Here is a 20,675-nt window from a genome sequence, read left to right as displayed (position 1 = left end):
TGACCCCACCTTCAGCGCTTAACGCTGACCCAGGTAAAACACAGCGGCAACTGCGCCGCCTGCTGCTGATAGCGGTCATAGAGCTCCTCGCGGTTGGAGTGCGGGTACTCCTTGAAGTGGCTGATCTGTAGCCCCGCCGCAATGGCACCGCTGAAAATGTCGCCCAGGGTGTGAGCGAACCAATAGGACGGCGCAGCCTGCTGTTCGACTTTGCCTTCGTAGACGATCGGTTCGTTTTGCACGAACGGCTCACGGCGAAAGTACGAACTGGCCAATCCGTAGGGATCGCCCGATTCAGGGTCGAACATTTCCAGGAACGGATGGGTTTCGTACACCACCAGCGCACCGCCCGGTTTCAAGGTTTTCGCCACATGGCGGAAGAATTCGCCGATGTCCGGCATCCAGTTCAATACGCCGATGGTGATCAGCGCCACGTCAAAACGCTCATGCAGTTCACGGGGCAAGTGATGGATGTCGGCCTCGATGAACGTGGGCGCATGCGGTGAACGCGATGCCAGTTCCCGCGCCTGTTCGAGAAACGCCGCGGACTGGTCGACACCCACCACCTGCCGGGCGCCCAAGGCAAACAGGGAAAGGCTTTCGCGGCCGTTGTTGCAGCCCAGTTGCACCACGTCCTTGCCGTCGACACCCACCTCGGTCAGCACGCCAGCCAGGGTGTCATCCAGGCAGGAAAAATCCGTGTGAGGCACCGCGTTCCAGTGCACTTGCCATTCAGGAGAGTCTTTGTGGTGACGGGCAGAGTCGTTCCAGGCATCGCGATTGCTGGCGATGACGTTTTCTTTTGTCGGCAATTCCATTGCACGCTCCGGTATCGGGTCTTTGATTGAGGCCTGTAGCAGCTGTCGAACGCCAGCGTGGCTGCGTTCGGCCGTGGAGCAAATGTATCGCAAAACCCGATTTTTGCGAGGACTGCGTCCTCGAACGCAGGCTTCGCCAACGGCTGCAGGTCACGTTGTGCCAAGGAACGCTATAGTTAATGACCTTGGGGATAGCGCGAAATCCGATGTCGCAGGTGCTGCCATGAAGAAGACCGAACAAACGCTGTTGCTTGCCCTTTGCCTGACCATCGCCACCTGGGCACAGGCGGACGACAGCCTGATGCAAACCGACCAGGCGAACACTGAATTCCACTATTACGGGGCCGACCAACCTTTCGCCCACCCCGCACCGCCCTCACTGAGCACAGTACCGCCGGGGGCCTACATTCCGACATCGCCCCTGACGTTCATCCCGGTGTCCAGCGAGCACGGGTTTTCCGACTCGCGGTTGCCGACGGTGGCGGATGCCAGCGTTCGCGTGTTCATTCGCACCTATGACGCCGAACACGGCGTCTATGTGAATGAGGAGGTCATCGACCCGACGTGCATGCTGGCGTGCCTGAGCGGGCAAAGCCCGGCCTTGTAGGCAACGCTACCACTGCCGTTTGTCCGGACGCGCCAGGCCCAGTTTTTCGATCCGGTAACGCAGCATGTCGCGGCTAAGCCCCAGCAACCGTGCGGATTTGGTGACGTTCCAGTCGGTCTTGTCGAGCATTTTGCGCACCATGTCGCGCTCGACTTCCGGCAGGTTCATCGACTCGGTGCCGTTGTAGACCGGACGCGGTTCGCTGGGTGGCATTTCGTGTTGAAACATCGCCGGATCATCCACCAGGCTCAGGCACACATTCAACTGATGGGCCGCGATGGTGTCGTTCTGGGCCAGCAGCACCGTCTGTTCGAGCATGTTGCGCAATTCACGCACATTGCCCGGCCAGGTGTAGTTGAGCAGCAGCTCTTCGGCCTGATCGCTGAAGTGCAGGTTCGGTTTGCCATACCGCTTGCCATGACTGGCCAGAAAGTGCCGGGCCAGCAGCAGGATGTCTTCGCCCCTGGCATACAGGCGCGGCACCTTGAGCGAGATGATGCGCAGGCGGAAAAACAAATCGCGGCGGAACTTGCCCTGCTGGACCATTTGTTCGAGGTTGCAGTTGGTCGCGCTGATGACCCGCAAGTCGACTTTGCGCTCCTTCACCGAACCGACCCGACGAATGGTCCGGTCTTCCAGCAGCTTGAGCAGCTTGGCCTGCAGAATCAGGTCCATTTCACCGATTTCATCGAGAAACAGCGTACCGCCGTCGGCCGCTTCCACCAGCCCGACGCGACGATCCTTGGCGTCGGTAAAGGCGCCCTTTTCGTGACCGAACAACTCGGACTCCACCAGGTTGGCAGGGATCGAGGCGCAGTTGAATTCAATGAACGGACCTTTGCTGCGCGGGCCATCGAAATGCAGGGCACGGGCCACCAGTTCCTTGCCGGTGCCGGTCTCGCCTTCCACCAGCACCGGCGGCAGGTCGGAGTTGGCCATGCGGCGCTCGGCGTCGAGCAACTGGGCGATAGTGCCCTTGAGGTAGACCATCGGCGCGGAATCGCCGATCAGCGCCTGAACCCCGGACTTCTGCGCTTCCCGTTCCTGATAGAACGACAGCGTGCGTTCCATGCGTTCGGTGGCCAGCGCCTTGTCCAGCAGCAACTTGAGCTCCGGCAAAGCCACCGGTTTGGTCACGTAGTGGAAAGCGCCTTCCTTCATCGCCACCACCGCGTCTTCGACGTTGCCGTAGCCGGTCATCATGATCACCTTCAGATCCGGCGCTTTGATGCGCAGCTTCTGGATCAGGTCGTGACCACTCATGCCCGGCAACGAGTTGTCGGTCAGTACCACGTCAGGCAAGAACGTCTTCAGTTGATCCAGTGCGTCTTCAGCCGAGTGGCAGACGGTCACCTCGAAGTCCTTGCGCTCCAGGTAAGTCTGAATATTCTCAGCGAGGAGTTCATCATCCTCGACCAGCAGTATGCTGTGCTCCATATTCCCCTCCCGTTGCTACTTTAAAGTTCAGACTTACGCGGGTTCCTTCCTGCTCCTGGCTGGTCAGTTCGACCGAGCCTGCGAAACGCTCCATTATTCTTTTGACCAGAGCCAGGCCAACGCCTAGCCCTCCTTGTTTGGTGGTGAAGAACGGCTTGAAGACCATTTGCTGTTGCTGCTTGGTCATGCCTTTGCCGGTGTCGTTGAGGATCATGCAGACCTGGCCCGGCGCCGGTGTTTCAATATCGATACTCAACACCCCGCCCTTGGGCATGGCTTCCAGGGCATTGGCAAACAGGCTATTGAGAATTTGCGTGAGCAGCACCTGTTGGCTGACGACCGGTGGAACGCTTTTTGGCGTGAAACGTACTTCGACGTTCGAGCGCTTGATCAGCGGTTCGAAAGCGCCAAGGGTGTCGTCGATGGCCAGCACCAGATCGACCTCTTCGTAGTCGTCATTGACCGGACGCAACGACACCAGCAACTCGCGGACCCAGCGTGACATACGGTCGACCTGGCTGATGATGTCGCCGATGTTTTTCTGAGCGCTCTGGCTGGCGATTTCCTGGGCCAGCTCGGCGCTGGAGCGGATGTTCGCCAGCGGGTTGCGCAGGCTGTGCGCGACCGCCGAGGACATCTCCCCGAGCGCGACAAAGGTTTCGTTGGCGACCAGTTGTTTTTGCTGGCTCTGCAACAGCATGGCCGCGCGCCGCACGATCCAGAACAGCCCCAGATAGATCGCCGCCCCGCCGAGCAGGGTCGCCAGCCAGATCGCCTTGAACCCGCGCTGGATGCGCTCTACCAGATCTGCCGGCTCCTTGTAGATTTCCACCATGGCAATCACTTTGCTTTTGTCGGCGTTGAACATCGGGATGTAGTTCTCGATGAACAGGTATTGCGGTTCACGCAGCAAACGTTGCTCGGGGCGCTCTTCATCGATTTCGTGGTAACTGGTGGACACCGGTTCCTTCATTTCGAAGGATTCGTCCAGCTCTTCGTCGTCTGTAATCTTCACGCCGATCAGTTCCGGGTTGGTCGACCACACCACGGTGCGATCCAGCGCATACACCGTAGCCAGCAGAATATCCGGCAAATGCTCCACATGATCGAGAAACTCGATGCGCGAAGACGCACGGGCCGCCGGATCGACATCGGGGTAAGCGTTTTCATCCCTCGGGTCGAGCATCTCGCCCATGGTCCGGGTCGGCGTAATCTGGGCATGACGAATTTCGGCCGCGCCGATGGCCTGAATAAACTGCGCGGTCAGCATCGAATCGCGCTCGATACTCTCTTCCACCACAAAACGCGTGGAAATGTAGCCCAGCCCCAGCGCCACCGCGGCGATGATGAAAAAGCTCGCCAGGGAAAACCAGCGCACCAGATTGAACGGCGGCCGCCAATCCTTGCCTTCTGCTGCCGGTGCACTCGGCGCAGATTTTTTTTGTTCTTCCAGTGTCTGCATGGGACTGTCCTGGTTGCTGGTTTTCAAGCCTTTTCAGCCGTGTTTCGAATCAGTGTAGGTGGCATTGATCGCCTTGGTTGAGCAATGAAGGTATTCCGCCACTATTGCACTTGGGTCTTGTCGGGAACGGCGATGGCGTGGTGGTGTTCGGGCTCCTCGTTACCGGCGGCCAACGGCGTGACCGGCGGATGTTGGCGGTCGGTTTCCGCCTGCAAAAATTCGATGATCGACTGTGCCGAATGCTCGTCCATGCGCAGGTTGGGCATGGGAATCTTGTCGAAGCGTTCGAACAGCTCCATGGCGATCGGGTCTTTCTCGGCAAGCATGCGGTCCGGTTCGCGAATCCAGCGGTTGAGCCACGCCGGATCGCGCTGGCGGGTCACGCCGATCAGGTCCGGGCCGATGCTGCGCAGGCCGATACCCTGCCCGTCCAGTGGGCCAAGGCTGTGGCACGACGCACAACGGGTGCGGAACAATTCTTCGCCATTACTCGGCGGGCGAATTTCCGGAGCGTCGGCGTAACTTTCCGCGACGCTCGGTTGTTTCCAGTTATGCAAAGTGTTTGCCAGTTGATCGGCCAGAATCCACGGGTTTTCGAAAGGCGAGGCTTTCATCCAGCGTCCGGTTTCCTGGTTGCCGACGATCAGGCTCAGGTTGTGGTCCTTGCTTCGACCGTTATCGACGCCTTCGATGAACAGCCCGAGCTTCTGCCGCAGTTCGGTGACGTCGGCGAACTCCCCGGTGAGGAACTGCCAGCCTGGCCCGACCTGAAAGCGTTGCGCATAGGCTTTGAGCACTGCCGGTGTATCGCTCAAGGGATCAATGCTGATGGAGTAGAAAAAAATGTCTTTGCCGACCCGGTCGCCGAGCAATTTTTGCACCTGGCGCAGGCGCGCGGTTTCCAGCGGACAAGAGTCGCTGCATGAGGTGAAGATGAAGTTGATCACCACCACCTTGCCCTTGATCAGGTCATCGAAAAAACGCACCTGCCGACCGTCCTGGTCGGTCAGCAGCGTGTTGGGGAAATAGTCGCCACCCCACGGGGTGGCGGATTGCGAAGCGGATGCCGTAGCCGCCGTGGAGGCCGGTTCGGGGGTGGGTTCAGGTGTCGACGGCGCCGGCTTGGCGACCAGCAGCTGGCTGGCCAGCAAACTGATCGCCAGTACCAGCACCAGATGCATGAGCAAGGCGCGTGAACGTGGTGTATGCGGCTTCATGTCGACACCCTCCCGGTTCATTTTTTGACTGTTACTTGTGGGCCCATGCCGTCGCCGGTACGGAAGGTTGGCAGTGCGGCAGAGTTCACGTAGCGCACGCCATCCCAGCTCGGCAGCGGTGTCGGCATCAACTGGAATTGCCCGGGCTTCTCAATGTCCCAACGCAGCAGCATCGAGTTGTCCTCATGCTGGGTGTTGTGACAGTGCTCCATGTAAGTCCCGGCGAACTCGCGGAAGTTGATCGCCATCTCGACGCTGTCCAGGCCATCGTTTTCCGAACCGATGCGGTACACGTCCTTGCGCGCCCATTTTTCCCATTCCGGTGGTGCCTTGCCGCCACGGCTGAGGATGATTCCTTCCTCGAAGTGCACATGCACCGGGTGGCTCCAGCCTTTGCCGCCGGCCTTGATATTCCACACCTCCAGCGTGCCGAACCCGGCAACCCCGGCATCGGTGGGACCGCTGGCCAACTGGGTCGAGGCGTTCAGGCGACGCGGGTCCATGTGGAAGCCGAAGCCGCCATCGGTCTTGACCGTCCACGGCGCTTCATCGGTGCCGTCGGAACGGCCGAAGGTGAAGGTGCGGTGACGGGCGTTGGCCAGCAGCGCCTTGTCGGCGGCGTTGTCGCGGTGGATCTTCAGCGGGATCATCACCAGGCCTTCAGCCTTGCCCGGTTTGGCCGGTTCATACGCCGCCGGGTCCATGGCCAGGTCCTGACCGGTGTAGGCCTTGACGTTGAGTTGCAACACCTTGCCGATCGCCGGGTCGCCCTTGTCCCATTGCGGTCCTTTGCTCGATTGCTTGATCACCGCCAGGTATTTCTCGGACAGCACGTCAGCGAGGGAGATCGGCTCTTTCGGGCCTTTGCCATCGTCGTGGGCCAGCAGGTTGACGAAGAACACCTTGTCCCCTGGCTTGATACCGTTTTTCGCGAAGTTGACGATGATGTCGAAGCGCTCGGCAATGCCCTGGGTCGGCAAGATCGCGTTGTGGTTTTGCTTATCGCCATCGGCGTCGAGGTCCATGGTGCCGTCGAACGGCACGCTGTGTTCCATGATGTTGCCGTCGTTGGCAATCATGTGGAACGGCACCCTGGCGTAGGACACGCCCGAACCTTTCGGCCCCTGGAATTCACCACTGCTGCCCTTGATTTCCCGCACCAGCGCCAGTTTGAAGTAACGCGATACGGAGCCGTTGAGCATGCGAAAACGATAGCTGCGGGCACGCACGTCGAGGGCCGGTTTCCATTGCCAGTTGACCAGCACCTGATCCCCGAGGAAGCCATCGGTGTTGAACGGGTTGAACCACAGCTGGCCGTTCTGATCCCAAGCCTTGTCGGCGAACACCAGGTTGACGTCGTAGTCGCGGTTACCCCACGGCAAGGCGCTACCGCTGGGAAAACGCAGGTTGACCCCGTCGTTCACCGACTCGTTGCCACGGTCGAGGGCGCTGTAGTAGTTCATCATCGCCGCATTGCCCTTGTAGACGTTTTGCGCGGTGAAATCGAGCATGTGGTCGTGGAACCAGTGGGTGCTCATGGTCTCGCGCCAGTCGCCACGGATCTTGATGGTGCCGTGGTCACAGGTCTTGAGGCCCGGGCTCATGTCATTGGTCCACAGGGTTTCGCCCGGCGAGCAAGGGAACGCCGCGCGTGGGTCCTGCGCGTTGGTGTTGATGCTGTCGTAACCGGCCAACTGGATCGGCCAGCGATAGTCGTAGTACTGGCCGGGAAAGAAAAACGCGTTGGCATAACCATCACTTTCTGCCGGCGCGTGACCGTTGTGCTCGTGGGTGCTGATGGTATGCAGACCGAAGCCCATGTTCGCCGCGGGGTCGATGGGCAAGCCGTTGTAATGGCGCATCAGCACCGGCTGGCCGTAGCGCACCATCAACAGCTTTGGCGGCAAGGTGCCGTCGAAGGTCCACACCGAATTGTGGTTCTGCACCGGCATGTTGGGGTGGAATTGCGCATCGACGCCTTTGGCGGTGCCGTCCGTTGCCGGTACACCGGCGACGTTGTGATACAAGCCGCCGGGGCCGAATTCACCCACGGCATAGCCGTGCATTTGCCGGGCGTCACGCAAGCCGCCGTTGATCCGTGCACCGGTCTGCACGGTTTTGTAGGCGTTTTGCGGGTAGAACTCGTTCCAGCGCTGATGCGACCAACCCTTTCCTGGTGGACGCCCTTCAGCGGAAGAACCGATGCGACGGTTGAGGAAGTACTCGATCTGCGCCTGCCACGGGTTACGGTCAACCGAGTTGGAGAACTGACTGGGGAACGGGGTCAATCCCGGTTGCTTCAGGAACGTATCGAGCGCCGGGCCTGGCGGTGCGCTGCGGGCCGCGCTGGCAGGGTCTTGCGCCGGTAACGGACCGATGGCCGCCGGTGGAAACGGCAAGGGTGCCGCCGGTGTGGTGGGGTCGAGTTTTTCCGGCCCGAATTCTTCGAACAGCAATAGTTGCTGGGTGAATGGCTGTGCACCGTACAACGGGCTGGGCTTGCCATTGGTGGGGTAGTTGAAACTGGTCTGCGCAGTGGGCGGCAAAACGTTTTCCACCCGCGTGGTGCTGCGGGTGCCTTTGACGCCATCCGGCAAATCGAAGGAATCTTCGTTGGCCTCCGGCAGGGTCAAAATCGCGTTCAATGCGCCGGCCTTGTCAGCCGGTTCGTCGTAGTAAGCCGAAGGGTCGGAAGGTTCTGGCTGTCGTTCGTCGTCTATGGGGCTGGCGCGCAATGTCCCTGTGCTTAGCGTCATCGTCAGAGCGACGCTCAGAGGCGTCAAAAGACCAAACCATTTGAAGGGATACCGCGCTTTTATGTCCATCACCAGCCGCCTCGTATGCGTGAAGGGGGTGATGGGGGTTTTGCAAGGAGCTCGCCAAATTTGTAACTGTTTTATACAAAAGCGTTAATACCCAACAAAACAATGGCTTATCAACATCAATGTGCCATGACCGGGAAAAACTACTGGGGAATGACACCCGCTAACGGGGAAAGTTCGCCCCCATTGTCAGGGAACCAACTTGAACGACAGACGGACACAGGTGCCCTCGCCTTCGCGGCTATCGAGGGTCACCGAGCCGCCGAAGCGCTCCATGATCCGCTTGACCAGCACCAACCCGACGCCCAACCCACCCTGTTTGGTGGTGAAGAACGGACGGAACGCCATGGTGCGCTGTTCTTCGGTCATGCCTTTGCCGGTGTCGCCGACTAACACGCACACGCCGCGGGCATCGGTCGGTTCCAGGGTAATGGCCAGCGTGCCGCCTTCGTCCATTGCCTCCAGCGCATTGGCCAGCAAGCTGTTGAGGATCTGCGTGAGCTGTATTTGCTGACTCAACACCATCGGCGTCTCTTTGGGCTCGAACACCACGTTGACCCGACCCTTGGCGATCTGCTGTTCGAACGCCATGAGGCTGTCGTGCAATGCCGCGACCAGGTTGACCGGTTCGGCGTCGTCAGTGAGCGGTCGCAAGGATTGCAGCAACTCGCGTACCCACTTCGACATTCGATCGACCTGGCCAATGATGTCGTTGATGTTCTTATGCGCCGGGCCGCTGTCGAATTCCAGCGCCAGCTCGGCGCTGGAGCGAATGGTCGCCAAGGGATTGCGCAGACTGTGGGCAACTGCCGATGACATCTCGCCCAAGGCGACGAAGGTTTCGTTGGTGATCAGTTGTTTTTGCTGGGTCGCCAGCAGAATCGCCGCCCGGCGCACGATCCAGTACAACCCCAGGTAAATCAACCCACCACCCAAAGCGGTGGCCAGCCAGATCAACACCAATCCGCGCTCCATGCGGTTGATCAGGTCCTTGGGTTCCTTGTAGATCTCGACCATCGCCGTGACGTTTTTGCCGTCGGCATCGAACAGCGGAATGTAGTTTTCGATGAAGATGTATTCCGGTGGCGTGATGAACTTCTGTTCCATGCGCGCCCTGTCGACTTCGTGATAACTGGCCGACACGGGCATCTTCTTGTCGAAGGCTTGATCCAGGTCGTCATCGGTATGAATCGTGGTGCCCATCAGGGCGGGATTGGTCGACCAGATGATCATGCGGTCGGCAGCATAAATATTGGCGAGGATGACGTCCGGCAAGTGTTCAATGTGATCGAGGAATTCGCCCCGGGCGTTGGCGCGGGCCAGCGGGTCGACGTCGGGAAAGTCGCGGTCCTTGCGCGGGTCGAGCAGCTCGCCCATGGTCCGCACGTTGGGAATCGACACGTGGCGCACCTCGGCCGAGGCGATCGCCTGGATGAACTGCGACGTCAGTAATGCATCGCGCTGCACGCTCTCGGTAATCACGAACTTGGTCGACACCGAACCCAACGCCACCGCCACCGTGCCGATCACCGCCATGCTGATGAGCGAAAACCAGCGCAGCAGATTGAACGGCTGTTTGCGCGTGCTCAGGCGAATGTCAGCCTTGTCGGTGGCCAGTGTCTTTGCAAGCGTGGTCATGGATGTTGTTCCCGGAAATCCCCTACAAGATTTATAGCCCACTGCTGGCAGTTTGCCTGACCTCGGGTTTCTTTCCCCGCCCTGCCCCGTTGCCCCCATCCACCCCCAATCCTGGGGAAAGAGGCCCGTTCCCACAATCGGGGAAACCGTTCCCCAGCGCTGGGCAAACGCCTGTGCACCGGGCCTCTCACGGCCGTTTTCAACGGTTGGCATGGGAGTTGCCGAAGCCCTGTCAACTGACCCATATCCAAGGGGCAGGTACTCTGATAGAGGGAATACTCATGCACCCTTTACTGTCCAAAACCACGATCGCCCTGATCGTGAGCGCTCTGGCTCAAGGCGCTGCCCAGGCTGCGCTGTTTGCTGTAGATCCCGGCCCCTACGTGCCAACCCTGGGTAGCTTCGCATCCTGGTACCAGGATACCCATGGTCGAACCTTGGATCTTTGCCTTTCAAAAGCTGTCAGTTCCAGGGTTGCCGGCGTCCCCGGCACACCTGCCTACATGTGCCTGTTGAACCCGTCTCCCGGCATTTTCGATGACACACAACCCGTCGCGTTCCCGGACAATTTTCCCGATGAAGCGTTCTGGTTCACCGGCGACGGATCAATCGTTGATGCGGCAAGCGGCATCGATTTGACGTATGTCAGTGCCGTCGAAGCAGCCTTCAGCGGTGGCGATCCCAAGGAAGGCGACCAGATCAGTTTCGCTCGCATCCGTATTCGGGTGGATGTCCCCACCGCCGGCACCTATGTGATCACCCACCCCTATGGCGTCGATGTATTCAATATCGACACCCCCGGGCGCAAGGCGATCAACATGACCCGGGACATCGGCATCGGTTCGCCAAAAACCTACAACGGCGCGCTCAAAGGCGACGTCGGTCCGTTCCTGCGCAGCGTCAACGGCCCCTACACAGAGCCTAACCCGGAAACCGGCCAGGTCGATCAATTTGTCGGCGATCCGAACCTGGACGAAGCCTTCACCGGCAGCCCTTTCAATACCAACTACATTCGCGTCGAAGGCCCGAACGGCATCGACGTGCGCACCACGGTAATGGCCATTTCCGGCAAGTTGTCGACGGTGGTACGCCCTACTCCGATCATTGCCGAACGCAGCACTTACTCGCGCAAGGCCGGTTCCAGTGCACCGGTGGCGCAACAGGACGTCTTCGTGATGGCCCCACCGCCACCTGCCACTGTGAAGCTGGACAGCAACAGTCCGGTGCTGAACCTGAGCGAAGCTGACACTACCGGCCACTGGTACGCCCAGTCCGCTACCAACCCTTCGGTCCCGAGCACCCTGCAGGTGACCGCCGATAACCACCTGGCCATTGCTACCAGCTCGCCGACCACCTTGCCCATGCCGCTGACCGACCTGGTGGTGATCTCGCAGGCCCAATACAGCATGAGTACCGGGCAAATCACGATCACGGCCTCCTCCAGCGATGAAACCTCGCCGCCGGTACTCACCGCCACGACTGAAACGGGCGCGGTCATCGGCGCCCTCTCTGGCTCCGGCGTAGACAAGTCCCTGGCTACTGGCATTTCGCCGATTCCACCGGCCAAGGTTCACGTGTCGTCATCCAATGGCGGCGGCGATACCGAAGAAGTGGTCATCGTGCAATGAACGCTCTCATGCCCAGACCCGCATCAGGAGGCATCATGAACAAGTGGCCACGCTTCGCGCTCAACGCGCTCGGGCTGACTCTTTCGCTATCGGGCAGTGCGTTCGCGCAACTCGCCGCCGTCGATACCGGCCCCTACACCTTCGCCACGGGGAAATTCCCTGCGTGGTATCAGGACAACAGTTTGCTGTCGCTGGAACTGTGCCAGTCCAAGGCCGTGAGCACACGAGTGGCAGCCACCGTGCCACCGGCCTACATGTGCATCCTCAATCCGGAACCCGGGATCTTCGACGACACCCAGCCGATCGTATTCCCGGATAACTGGCCACCGGAAGCGTTCTGGTACCTGGCCGAAACCAGCATCAACAAGAACGGTGCTTATGGCGTAGACGCCTACGTGGCCGGGATCGAAGCGGCATTCGCTTCGGAGAACCCGATCGATGGCGATCAGCAAAGCTTCGCGCGGATTCGCATTCGGGTGAACATCCCCGTCGCAGGGACTTACACCATCACCCACCCTTACGGCGTGGAAACGGTCAACGTCACCACACCGGGCCGCCGGACGATCAACATTACCCGCGACGTCGGCATCGGCGCACCGGGCGACTTCAGCGGTGCGCTCAATGGTGAGATCGGGCCATTCCTGCGCGGTCTCACTCCACCCTACACGGCCGTGAATCCGGAAACCGGCACCGTCGATAATTTCATCGGCGACCCGAACGTTCCCGAAGCGGTCACCGGTAGCCCTACCGGCAATAACTTCCTGCGCGTCCAAGGCCCGGCCGGGACCATCGAGACCAACCTGTTCACCGTGTCCGGCAAGATCCTCGACAGCCGTTCCCAAACCCACGTGGACATTGGTCGCGCCACTTACCGCCGCACGTCGGCAGGTCCGGGCACCAGCAGTACCCGAGTGGAAGTATTTGGCAGTGCGGACACCAGCTCGAGCCTGTGCTTCCGGGAAACCGTCGCCCTCTTTCCAGGGCCACCGCCTACACCGTGCCAAATCAGCATGGCCGGCAGTGGCGGGCAGTTCTTCGGCAGCCACCTGATCACCGGCCCTGTGCCACCTGTCGTGGTGGTCACCGCCACCAACCCGGCCGGCACGACCCAGCCAACTGCCGTATCGAAAAAGCTCACTGACGTGGTGAAAGTCAAGACCGCTCGATACACCTGGAGCAACCACAGCCTGCTGATCGAAGCCAGCTCGTCTGACGAAGTGGTCGTGCCGGACATGGTCGCCCAGGGTTATGGACGGTTGACCAAGTCCGGTACCTCGCAAAGCCTGACCGTTTCCAACCTGACGCAGCCACCGGCCAGCGTCACCGTCAAATCCGCCGCCGGCGGCAGTGACGTGGAACCTGTCGTCGTGGTCGGCACCGCGCCGGACACCGGTGAGAACCAAGCGCCGATCGCCGTCGCCGACAGCGGCAGCACCAGTTTCGGGGTGCCGGTCACCCTCAACCTGCTGGCCAACGACAGCGATCCTGACAACAACACGCCGCTGACCATCACCGCGTTGACCCAACCGCCAACCGGCCAAGGCACTGTCGCACTCAATGGCACAACGGTGGTGGTCTACACCCCGCCCGCCGTCGTCAACGCGCCACTGACCACCACCTTCACCTACAAGGCGCAAGACGCCAAAGGCCTGGCCTCGACCGCTGCGGCGACCGTGACCATCACCGTGGCGCCCAACCAGGCCCCAACCGCCGTCGCCGACGCCGCCACCACACTGGGTGTAGCGATTCCGATCAACGTGTTGGCCAACGACACCGATCCGGAAAACAACCTGCCGCTGGCAATCAACAGCTTCACCCAGCCACCGACCGGGCGCGGCACCGTCAGCAGTAACGGCACGGTGATCACCTACACCCCACCGGCCACGGTGACCACGGCCTTCACCACGACCTTCACCTACTTCGTCCGGGACAGCTTCGGTGCTGTGTCGGCGACGCCGGCCACGGTCACGGTGCAAGTCTCGCCACGGCCCGCTGCGGAAACCTTCGCGGTCACCGCTGCAACCGTGACAGCGCGGTCCAACAACCGCTTCACCTGGGACCTCACTGGTACTTCGTCGGTGACCACCGGCAACACCATCACCGTACAGGTCACCACCCCGACCGGGCTGCAGACACTGGGGACCACCACCGTACCCGTGACCGGTCGCTGGAGGCTGACGGTAAACAACACCACCACGGTGGTGCCATCGGCGAACCCGACCGCCACCATCACCTCGTCCCAAGGCACGGTACGTACGGTGCAAGTGATCTCGAACTGAGTCCACGTCCCCTCGGCTCACCGAGTCGAGGGGGCAGGCTCTTCACATAAGGACAACGCCATGAAAACGCCGACCGCCGCCCTGCTCTGCCTGCTTCTGCTTTGCAGCAGTGCGGGCGTGCGTGCCGACGATTTGATGGAGAACGATGACCTGGCGCCCGGTGCCGATCTCGGCGAGCTGCCACCTCCGGTGGGCCAGCAAGCACTGATCGACCAGAACGGCCTGGCCAACATTGCGCTGTTGCAACAGCACGGCCAGTCGCTGCTCGGCCAGATCGTCCAGTCGGGCAGCAATCAGGAAGCGTACATCCTGCAACAAGGCAGCGACCTGATGGCCCTGATCAACCAGCAAGGTTCCGGCAACGCCGCATCAATTACCCAGAGCGGCAGCCACAACCGTGCGCAGATATCCCAGAACGGCAACAACAACGACGCCAACATCGTCCAGGCTGGCACGGGACAGCAAAGTGCTGTGACCCAGGCAGGCAATGGAATGAGCGTATCGGTCACTCAATATCGCTAAAGCACTGCACCACTTGGAGGTTTCATCATGTTCAAACTGACGCCCATAACCGCCGCCATCCTGGTCGTAGTCAGTGCCCAGGCATTGGCCGATGACAGCGTGTCCATCCAGAACCAGTTCGGTACCGAGAACATCGCCGATGTGAAACAGAGCAGCGCTCCGTTCAGTACCGCCACCCAACAACAACTCGGCTCGGGTAACAACGCGGCCGCCCTACAAGACACGGCGACCAGCACCATTACCCAGACCCAGACCGGCGACTACAACGCCGGTTACGCCGAGCAACTGTTCGAAGACAACAGCACCATCACCCAGACCCAGACCGGCGCCTTCAACACCGCCCACGCCAGCCAGTCGATCGGCGTGGGCAACGGCGAAGCCTTGCAGCAGCAGGAAGGCACCGGCAACTTCTCGTTCGTCTACCAGGACAGCCAGGACGGCACCTCTGGCAAGACCTACCAGTACGGTGACAACAACGAAGCCAACATCGAGCAGATCCAGTTGGGTGCGAGCAACAACGCGGTGATCATCCAGTACGGCGACACCAACTACGCCACCGCCGAACAGATCGGCCATATGAACGGCCAGATCGACATCAACCAGGCCGGCAGCACCAACTATGCCTATGGCGACCAGCGCTACGGCGTGGGCGGCAACCTGACCATCAACCAGTACGGCGACGGCAACGGCACCGAAGTCTGGCAGGACACCCAGGTCAATGCGCAGGCCACCATCAACCAGTACGGCGGCGCCAACGAAACCATCGTCGACCAGAGCTTCGGCGAAAACAACGTGGCCACCGTGCTGCAAGTGGGCGACCTCAACGCTATCTACGCCGACCAGTTCGAGTCCCTGGGCTCCACCGTTGCGCTCTATCAACAGGGCACCGGCAACGTGCACTACACCTACCAGAGCGGTGACAGCCAAGTGCTCAACGCCACCTCGGTGGGTAGCGACAACAAGGTCTACGCCAGCAACTGGAAAGGCCCGCAACTGGGCGGCCAGTTCGGTAGCAACCAGCGCGCCACCGTCAACCAGAACGGCAACGGCAACGTGGCCAGCTTCACCCAAAACGGCATCGGCCACATCATGACCACCAACCAGACCGGGTCCGGCAACAAAACCACGGTCAGCCAGGCCGACGCCTATAACGAGCTGTACTTCGACCAGAACGGCAGCGACAACATCCTGATCTCCGATCAACGCGGCACCACCAACCTGGCCCAGGGCAGCACCAACGGCACCGGCAACAGCACCGAGTTCAACCAGGAAGGCACCGGCAACCAGGCCTTCACCACCCAGCTGTATGGCGACGACAACATGATCACCGTCAAACAGGCTGACACCATGAACGTGGCCTACGTCACCCAGGGCGGCACCGGCAACATCGCCAGCGTCGACCAGAGTGGCAACTACCAGACTGCCAACGTGCAGCAAATGGGCTCGGCCAACCAGGCAACAGTGTTGCAGCAATAATCGCGCGGCGCAGAAAACCGCGGCCCTTGGGGGAGGGTCGCGGTTTTTTTATTGTGGCAGGGATTGAGTTAGCCCTGCGGATCGAGGTTATCCAGTGCCCGGTTCACCGCCAGTTCACCCAACATGATGATCTGCGCAATGCCCAGCAACGCGTTGCGCTGAGGACCTTCCACGAACCCGGCGAGATCACTGGCCATGACACTGGCCGAGGCCAGGGATTCGCAGGCGTGGGCCAACAGTGATTCGGTGTTGATGTCGGGGACGATGGTGAACATCGTGCTGGGCTGGTGGGTTGGGGGCGAGTCTTTTGATTGTTTGAGATGGTAATCCAGCGCGCGGTCGGCGGCTTCGTGGAGTTTTTTTGGAGTTGGGTGAATCGTAGGGGGAAACGTTGTCGGTTTCGGGGGGGTTGGGTGTTGGTTTGAACATGGTAAAACTCCCTGATCAATGGAGCCACTCGTCGCTGCTAAACGGACTGGGTGGCGGCTGTACGCGGGTTAGCAGACCAGGGATCAAGGAACCCGGCGCACCGAAGTGCCCCACGCACAGCCACCATAGGGTGACACTGGCGAGCCTTGAAATTTACCGAGCTGCTAAACCCGATCGCTGATTAGCAGCGACACGGGAACGATAAAGACCAGGGACAAGGCGCACAAGCCGGCGGATTCTGGCGTAGTTGTAAGCAATGACGCAAGGTGATGTAGCTTTCAGGAGGATACGCCGAAGGCTTTTAAACACGCCTCTGAGACCCACCGAAAATCCCTGTAGGAGCAAGCCTGCTCGCAATGAACGTCAACGATAACGTGCCCTTTCTGAATGATCGCATTGTCCGGACTTTTTTCGTCGGAACGTCGTCCGGAGCAGGCTCGTTCCTACAAGGATCGGGGGTACATCTGCCAGAACCTGGTCGGCTGTCAGGCCGCCATCGCCAGCAGGCTGGCTCCCACAGTTGGATTGGTTGCATCTGAAAAGGATTGGTTGGCTGTGAGGCCGCCATCGCTGGCAAGCCAGCTCCCACAGGGACCGAGTCAATCTTCAAGACCCAGGTCGGCTGTCTGGCCGTCATCGCGGGCAAGCCTTGCTCCTACAGAGAAGCAAAGGCAAAGGCAAAGGCAAAGGCAAAGGCAAAGGCAAAGACAAAGACAAAGACAAAGACAAAGACAAAGACAAAGACAAAGACAAAGACAAAGACAAAGACAAAGACAAAGACAAAACGGTGTACACCGTCGCTCTTCACCACTCAACAGGCCGAGCGTTAGCTCGCCTGCCGCTTTTGATCTTGATCCACCCGCCCCCTCGGCAGGCTGAGTGGAGGTGTTTATCCGGGGAGTGGCGCGCAGCGCCGTTCGACGCAGTCGAACACGCTGCATGTAGGTCGTCGCGAAGCAGACCGGAGGGCAGTGTCCCCGGATGAATATCGGAGCGAAGGAACCCCGAGCCTTAGCGAGGGGCCGTACGTAAGGGGCGAGACTTTTTGGTTCCTTTTGTGTCGATTGACAAAAGGGACTCGCCGTAAGGGCGAAACCATAAGCCGCCGTTACCGCAGAAATGGATATGTACACAGTCAACCAAACCCCGGTCGGCTATCAGGCCGCCATCGCCAGCAGGCTGGCTCCCACAGGGGAACAACGACATCCGCAAGCACCAGGTCGGCCCGAAGGCCGCCTCGGCTCACTCATCCGAATCCGAATCCGAACCCGAGCCCGAACCCGGCTCCAACCCCTCAGGCACCACTTTGGCCTGGGTCAGATACCGATCCAGCGTCTCATTCTGCGTAGACACCGAGTTGTCCCCCGCCACCTGCCACAAATGCCGCTCGATCCCCTGCGCCAGCAAATGTCCCACCGCCGCTTCGATCGCCGACAACACACACAGCTGCGCCGGTTCGTTGGTGGTGTAGCCGACCTCGGCTTCGAGCAACTTCTTGAACTCGATGAACTTGAACACCCCGGCACTGCGGGCCACGGAGTAGATGGTCTTGCTGGTCATCACGTTGGACAGCACCTGGCCGCTGCGCACGTCCACCGCCCGCAGGTTAACGGTGACCTGGTCCACGCGGTATTCGCGGGCGATGTCGATGCCCAGGTAACGTGCCCCTTCCCCGCCGCTGCGCACGTTGGTGTCGTAGGCGATGATGCCGCCTTCGAGCATCATGTTCGCCGCTTGCAGCGGTGGCAGTTCAGCCATGATGTTGACCGGGGTGTTGGGCTTTTTCTGTGAGGCGCGGATGATCTTGCGTTCGGTCAGCAGGTTCTGCAGCCCTTCGCGCTCAAGCACCACGAACCAGCCGCTGGCCTGCATGGCGTCCATCAGCATGCTCGCCGCGCCTTGGGTGACGCTGGTGGAGAAGGAGCTGGCCGGGGTCGGTTTGTACTGTCCGGTCTGGTCACGGAAGCCGTACACCACCGCCATCAAGCGGCCCTTTGGCCGTGGCATGTTGATCAAGTCGTAGTAGGTCGAGGCCCTGGGGGTCAGGGTCGGGGTCTGGCTGTCCTGCTCGGCCGGCATCGGCTCACGCAGACTGCACCCTTGTAATGCCGCTAACATCAGCCCTAGCGCAATTATTTTTTTCATGTCCTTAACTCCCCGTAGACCCGAATCGAATCAATTCAGGCCATTCACCTTGATTTCCGAAAGCTCACCGGTCGCTCGATCGGTCACTTCAATCGTCAACTGCCCTGAATCGTCGACGACGTTGACAATGAACGCATCGGTCGACAGGCTCCCGGTGTTGCCCGTGGAAATGTTGTCCAGCAATTGCCCCAGCAACCGCGATTGCAACTGTGCACTGAAGCGATCCAGGGCCGAGGTCCCGGCCACGGTGGCGCGGTCCTTCAGATCTGGGTCGTCATAGTCGTTCTGCGCCTGGGCATTGTTAAGCAGCCAAGTGCCGTTCAACGGGTTGCCACCGAACGAGGGGTTGACGGGCGTGTAGACCAGCTCCGTGGCCTGGACCAGCGCACTGGCGCCGAGACCGAGCAAACACCAGCCGCTGTATTGCACAAACGTTGTCGTTTTCATAATTCGTCCCTCTCAAGGTCCGTGGTGTCCTGCAACAAGGCTTCCAGCTTGCGCTGGACAATCTGCCCGCGTACCCAGTCGGCGGCGTCATAGGCCTCGTCCTTGAGTTCCACGGTGTTCGGCGGCAGGAATCGCCGATAAACCAAACGTTGTTGAAATTCCACGGTCACCAGGCTGCCCCAGCGAGCCGAAGGTCGTTCGCGTACCACCAGGTTGAAATCCATCGGGCTGGTGGCCCGCAGGCGTTCACTGAACGAGTAGTAAAAGTCGTGGCCGATGTGCGAAATCGTGTCGTCGATAATGAAGCCGAGCATCTCGTCCTCTTCGCCGGCCGAGGCCACAGAGGTGCTCAACACCAGGATCAGCGCCAGGCAGAAGCGGTTCATGGCTGCAACGCCTGGGGTGCGGTGGACTGGCCTTTGACCGGGCCGCTGGCGCCGTCGGTAAAAGCTTTCTCGGCCACGAACTGCCAGTCCTTGTAGCTGGCCATCCCGTTGAAATCCGACCACTGCGCCGGGAAGTCCACTTGCTTGAGCGGCTTGTCGGTAGAGGCGCTGCTGATGCCGGTGATACGGCCGTCGAAACCGCGCATCAGGAACCAGTCGTCGCCGCTGATCGGGTCCGGGTAGAGCTGGCGCAGATGGTGTTTGGCGCTTGGAAAACGCTCGTCCTGCAACAGGTCGGCGAGCTCTTTCGGGTACTGGGCCAGGCCTGGCGAACTGCGATAGTAGCTGCGCAGCGCCTGGGCGTACTGGGTGCCGACCCACAGCAACTGGCGTTCGCGGTCACGGCGCGCGGCGGTCGCCCACAATTCACCGGCACTGGCCAGGCCCATGCCCATCACCATGATCAGAAGCAGCACGCCCAGGTAGGTGAAGCCGCCTTGCGACGCAGACCTACCACTCGGAATAAAGGCTGCCATCACGCGCCCTCCCTGTGGCACCACTCTTGATATCGGCCACGCCACCGGCCACACCGTCAGGCGGCGCGACCAGGACCCAGGTGTCCTTGCGTTCGGCAATCGGGTCCATCGGCGAGTTGCGCAGGTAGCGCAGCTCCACCAGTTGATCGAGGGAGTCGGGATAACGCCCGGTGTCGCCGTAATAGTGATCCAGCGCTTCGCGCATCGACGACAGGCTCTGGCGCAGGGTGGTCTCCTTGGAGGCCTCCAGGCTGTTGAAGTAGCGTGGCAAGGCAATAGTCATCAGGGTGGCGATGATTGCCATGACCACCATCAGTTCCAGCAGGGTAAAACCCTTTTCCCGGCGCATATTCACCACTCCCGGTACGCGATGCCGTTGAGACCTCTGCCCCGGGCCTTGGAGTAGACGTCGAAGACGTCCTGGCCATCCCGTGGGTTTTCAGCCGAACTGTCATAACTGCGCAGGCCCCAGCCGCCGTCGTCGTCACGCTTGACCACCGCCAGCGGGTCATGGGGCAGACGCCGAAGGAAGTAGAACTTGGCGCCCTTGGCGCTGCGCACGTCACGCACGCCATCGACCAGCACTTTCAGGTTCGGCGGGTAGCCGTTGCTGTCGAGCGTCTTCTCGATGTAGCCCGCGTCAAAGGCGCGTTTGTAGGCGTCGATGGCATCGCGGATCTGGTACAGCGCGGCACGCAGGTCCTGCTCTTTGCCCCGGCGCACCACGGTCTCGGTCAGCGGCGCGGCCATGCCGGCCAGCAGGCCGATCAGGGCCAGCGTCACCACGACTTCGATCAGGGTAAAACCGCGTTGCGAGGCGTTCATG

17 protein-coding genes and 1 pseudogene are annotated in these 20,675 nt (G+C 60.5%); 5 read left to right on the top strand and 13 right to left on the bottom strand.

Going from position 1 to position 20,675, the window contains the following annotated elements:
• Nucleotides 1-11 precede the first annotated feature (11 nt).
• Nucleotides 12-818, bottom strand: coding sequence for a class I SAM-dependent methyltransferase (locus tag ACNYC6_RS26000; RefSeq protein ID WP_419709785.1), 807 nt, complete (start codon nucleotides 816-818; stop codon nucleotides 12-14).
• Nucleotides 819-1,041: 223 nt separating this feature from the next.
• Here ACNYC6_RS26000 and ACNYC6_RS25995 point away from each other — a divergent pair, with 223 nt between their 5' ends.
• A complete protein-coding gene (locus ACNYC6_RS25995) occupies nucleotides 1,042-1,425 on the top strand; it encodes a hypothetical protein (RefSeq protein WP_419709784.1) in 384 nt (127 codons plus the stop codon).
• 6 nt (nucleotides 1,426-1,431) lie between these two features.
• On the opposite strand, the gene ACNYC6_RS25990 is transcribed toward ACNYC6_RS25995, so the two are convergent.
• The 5 genes from ACNYC6_RS25990 to ACNYC6_RS25970 all read right to left on the bottom strand — a co-directional run bounded on the left by ACNYC6_RS25990 (nucleotide 1,432) and on the right by ACNYC6_RS25970 (nucleotide 10,001).
• Entirely contained in the window at nucleotides 1,432-2,862 is a 1,431-nt protein-coding gene (locus ACNYC6_RS25990) for a sigma-54-dependent transcriptional regulator (RefSeq protein WP_419709783.1), read from the bottom strand.
• Complete coding sequence (locus ACNYC6_RS25985) at nucleotides 2,831-4,324, bottom strand: sensor histidine kinase (RefSeq protein ID WP_419709782.1); 1,494 nt, start codon at nucleotides 4,322-4,324, stop codon at nucleotides 2,831-2,833. Before ACNYC6_RS25985 ends, ACNYC6_RS25990 begins: the two co-directional genes overlap by 32 nt.
• 101 nt (nucleotides 4,325-4,425) lie before the next feature.
• Entirely contained in the window at nucleotides 4,426-5,562 is a 1,137-nt protein-coding gene (locus ACNYC6_RS25980) for an SCO family protein (protein ID WP_419709781.1), read from the bottom strand.
• Entirely contained in the window at nucleotides 5,559-8,366 is a 2,808-nt protein-coding gene (locus tag ACNYC6_RS25975) for a multicopper oxidase domain-containing protein (RefSeq protein WP_419709780.1), read from the bottom strand. The genes ACNYC6_RS25980 and ACNYC6_RS25975 overlap by 4 nt, the downstream gene beginning before the upstream one ends.
• A 186-nt stretch (nucleotides 8,367-8,552) precedes the next feature.
• Nucleotides 8,553-10,001 carry a sensor histidine kinase gene (locus tag ACNYC6_RS25970; RefSeq protein ID WP_419709779.1) on the bottom strand — a complete coding sequence of 483 codons (1,449 nt, stop codon included), beginning with the start codon at nucleotides 9,999-10,001 and terminating at the stop codon, nucleotides 8,553-8,555.
• A 281-nt stretch (nucleotides 10,002-10,282) separates the two neighbouring features.
• Here ACNYC6_RS25970 and ACNYC6_RS25965 point away from each other — a divergent pair, with 281 nt between their 5' ends.
• From ACNYC6_RS25965 to ACNYC6_RS25950, 4 genes are read left to right on the top strand one after another with little or no spacing between them, the layout of a single operon-like run.
• On the top strand, nucleotides 10,283-11,629 hold the full coding sequence (locus ACNYC6_RS25965; protein WP_419709778.1) for a hypothetical protein: 1,347 nt from the start codon (nucleotides 10,283-10,285) through the stop codon (nucleotides 11,627-11,629).
• Between the two features lie 35 nt (nucleotides 11,630-11,664).
• Nucleotides 11,665-13,908: an Ig-like domain-containing protein gene (locus tag ACNYC6_RS25960; protein WP_419709777.1), complete on the top strand. Its 2,244-nt coding sequence runs from the start codon at nucleotides 11,665-11,667 to the stop codon at nucleotides 13,906-13,908.
• Between the two features lie 60 nt (nucleotides 13,909-13,968).
• A complete protein-coding gene (locus ACNYC6_RS25955) occupies nucleotides 13,969-14,430 on the top strand; it encodes a curlin (protein ID WP_419709776.1) in 462 nt (153 codons plus the stop codon).
• A 27-nt stretch (nucleotides 14,431-14,457) separates the two neighbouring features.
• On the top strand, nucleotides 14,458-15,906 hold the full coding sequence (locus tag ACNYC6_RS25950) for a curlin (protein ID WP_419709775.1): 1,449 nt from the start codon (nucleotides 14,458-14,460) through the stop codon (nucleotides 15,904-15,906).
• Nucleotides 15,907-15,974: 68 nt separating this feature from the next.
• Here ACNYC6_RS25950 and ACNYC6_RS25945 read toward each other — a convergent pair.
• The 7 genes and pseudogenes from ACNYC6_RS25945 to ACNYC6_RS25915 form a co-directional block, all read right to left on the bottom strand.
• A pseudogene (locus ACNYC6_RS25945) lies at nucleotides 15,975-16,335 on the bottom strand (DUF6124 family protein).
• A gap of 1,242 nt (nucleotides 16,336-17,577) precedes the next feature.
• Complete coding sequence (locus tag ACNYC6_RS25940) at nucleotides 17,578-18,480, bottom strand: CsgG/HfaB family protein (protein WP_419709774.1); 903 nt, start codon at nucleotides 18,478-18,480, stop codon at nucleotides 17,578-17,580.
• 30 nt (nucleotides 18,481-18,510) lie between these two features.
• Nucleotides 18,511-18,927 (bottom strand): curli assembly protein CsgF, encoded by a 417-nt coding sequence (locus ACNYC6_RS25935; RefSeq protein ID WP_419709773.1) that lies wholly within the window; start codon nucleotides 18,925-18,927, stop codon nucleotides 18,511-18,513.
• A complete protein-coding gene (gene csgE / locus ACNYC6_RS25930) occupies nucleotides 18,924-19,313 on the bottom strand; it encodes a curli production assembly/transport protein CsgE (RefSeq protein ID WP_419709772.1) in 390 nt (129 codons plus the stop codon). Before csgE ends, ACNYC6_RS25935 begins: the two co-directional genes overlap by 4 nt.
• Entirely contained in the window at nucleotides 19,310-19,849 is a 540-nt protein-coding gene (locus ACNYC6_RS25925) for a type II secretion system protein (protein ID WP_419709771.1), read from the bottom strand. Before ACNYC6_RS25925 ends, csgE begins: the two co-directional genes overlap by 4 nt.
• Nucleotides 19,824-20,198, bottom strand: coding sequence for a type II secretion system protein (locus ACNYC6_RS25920; protein ID WP_419709770.1), 375 nt, complete (start codon nucleotides 20,196-20,198; stop codon nucleotides 19,824-19,826). The genes ACNYC6_RS25925 and ACNYC6_RS25920 overlap by 26 nt, the downstream gene beginning before the upstream one ends.
• A 2-nt stretch (nucleotides 20,199-20,200) precedes the next feature.
• Nucleotides 20,201-20,674, bottom strand: coding sequence for a type II secretion system protein (locus tag ACNYC6_RS25915; protein WP_419709769.1), 474 nt, complete (start codon nucleotides 20,672-20,674; stop codon nucleotides 20,201-20,203).
• Between the last annotated feature and the right edge of the window lies 1 nt (nucleotide 20,675).

This window comes from Pseudomonas sp. NFX224, from assembly GCF_048565165.1.
Classification (GTDB): Bacteria; Pseudomonadota; Gammaproteobacteria; order Pseudomonadales; family Pseudomonadaceae; genus Aquipseudomonas.
Note: the sequence above shows the minus strand (reverse complement) of the source record. Positions and strands in the feature narration are given on the sequence as shown.

Coding starts and splice junctions, on each gene's coding strand:
- ACNYC6_RS26000 (WP_419709785.1), bottom strand. CDS start 818: ATGGAATTGCCGACAAAAGAAAACGTCATCGCCAGCAATCGCGATGCC.
- ACNYC6_RS25955 (WP_419709776.1), top strand. CDS start 13,969: ATGAAAACGCCGACCGCCGCCCTGCTCTGCCTGCTTCTGCTTTGCAGC.
- ACNYC6_RS25920 (WP_419709770.1), bottom strand. CDS start 20,198: ATGCGCCGGGAAAAGGGTTTTACCCTGCTGGAACTGATGGTGGTCATG.
- ACNYC6_RS25995 (WP_419709784.1), top strand. CDS start 1,042: ATGAAGAAGACCGAACAAACGCTGTTGCTTGCCCTTTGCCTGACCATC.
- ACNYC6_RS25940 (WP_419709774.1), bottom strand. CDS start 18,480: ATGAAAAAAATAATTGCGCTAGGGCTGATGTTAGCGGCATTACAAGGG.
- csgE (WP_419709772.1), bottom strand. CDS start 19,313: ATGAACCGCTTCTGCCTGGCGCTGATCCTGGTGTTGAGCACCTCTGTG.
- ACNYC6_RS25950 (WP_419709775.1), top strand. CDS start 14,458: ATGTTCAAACTGACGCCCATAACCGCCGCCATCCTGGTCGTAGTCAGT.
- ACNYC6_RS25975 (WP_419709780.1), bottom strand. CDS start 8,366: ATGGACATAAAAGCGCGGTATCCCTTCAAATGGTTTGGTCTTTTGACG.
- ACNYC6_RS25985 (WP_419709782.1), bottom strand. CDS start 4,324: ATGCAGACACTGGAAGAACAAAAAAAATCTGCGCCGAGTGCACCGGCA.
- ACNYC6_RS25970 (WP_419709779.1), bottom strand. CDS start 10,001: ATGACCACGCTTGCAAAGACACTGGCCACCGACAAGGCTGACATTCGC.
- ACNYC6_RS25980 (WP_419709781.1), bottom strand. CDS start 5,562: ATGAACCGGGAGGGTGTCGACATGAAGCCGCATACACCACGTTCACGC.
- ACNYC6_RS25935 (WP_419709773.1), bottom strand. CDS start 18,927: ATGAAAACGACAACGTTTGTGCAATACAGCGGCTGGTGTTTGCTCGGT.
- ACNYC6_RS25915 (WP_419709769.1), bottom strand. CDS start 20,674: ATGAACGCCTCGCAACGCGGTTTTACCCTGATCGAAGTCGTGGTGACG.
- ACNYC6_RS25965 (WP_419709778.1), top strand. CDS start 10,283: ATGCACCCTTTACTGTCCAAAACCACGATCGCCCTGATCGTGAGCGCT.
- ACNYC6_RS25990 (WP_419709783.1), bottom strand. CDS start 2,862: ATGGAGCACAGCATACTGCTGGTCGAGGATGATGAACTCCTCGCTGAG.
- ACNYC6_RS25960 (WP_419709777.1), top strand. CDS start 11,665: ATGAACAAGTGGCCACGCTTCGCGCTCAACGCGCTCGGGCTGACTCTT.
- ACNYC6_RS25925 (WP_419709771.1), bottom strand. CDS start 19,849: ATGGCAGCCTTTATTCCGAGTGGTAGGTCTGCGTCGCAAGGCGGCTTC.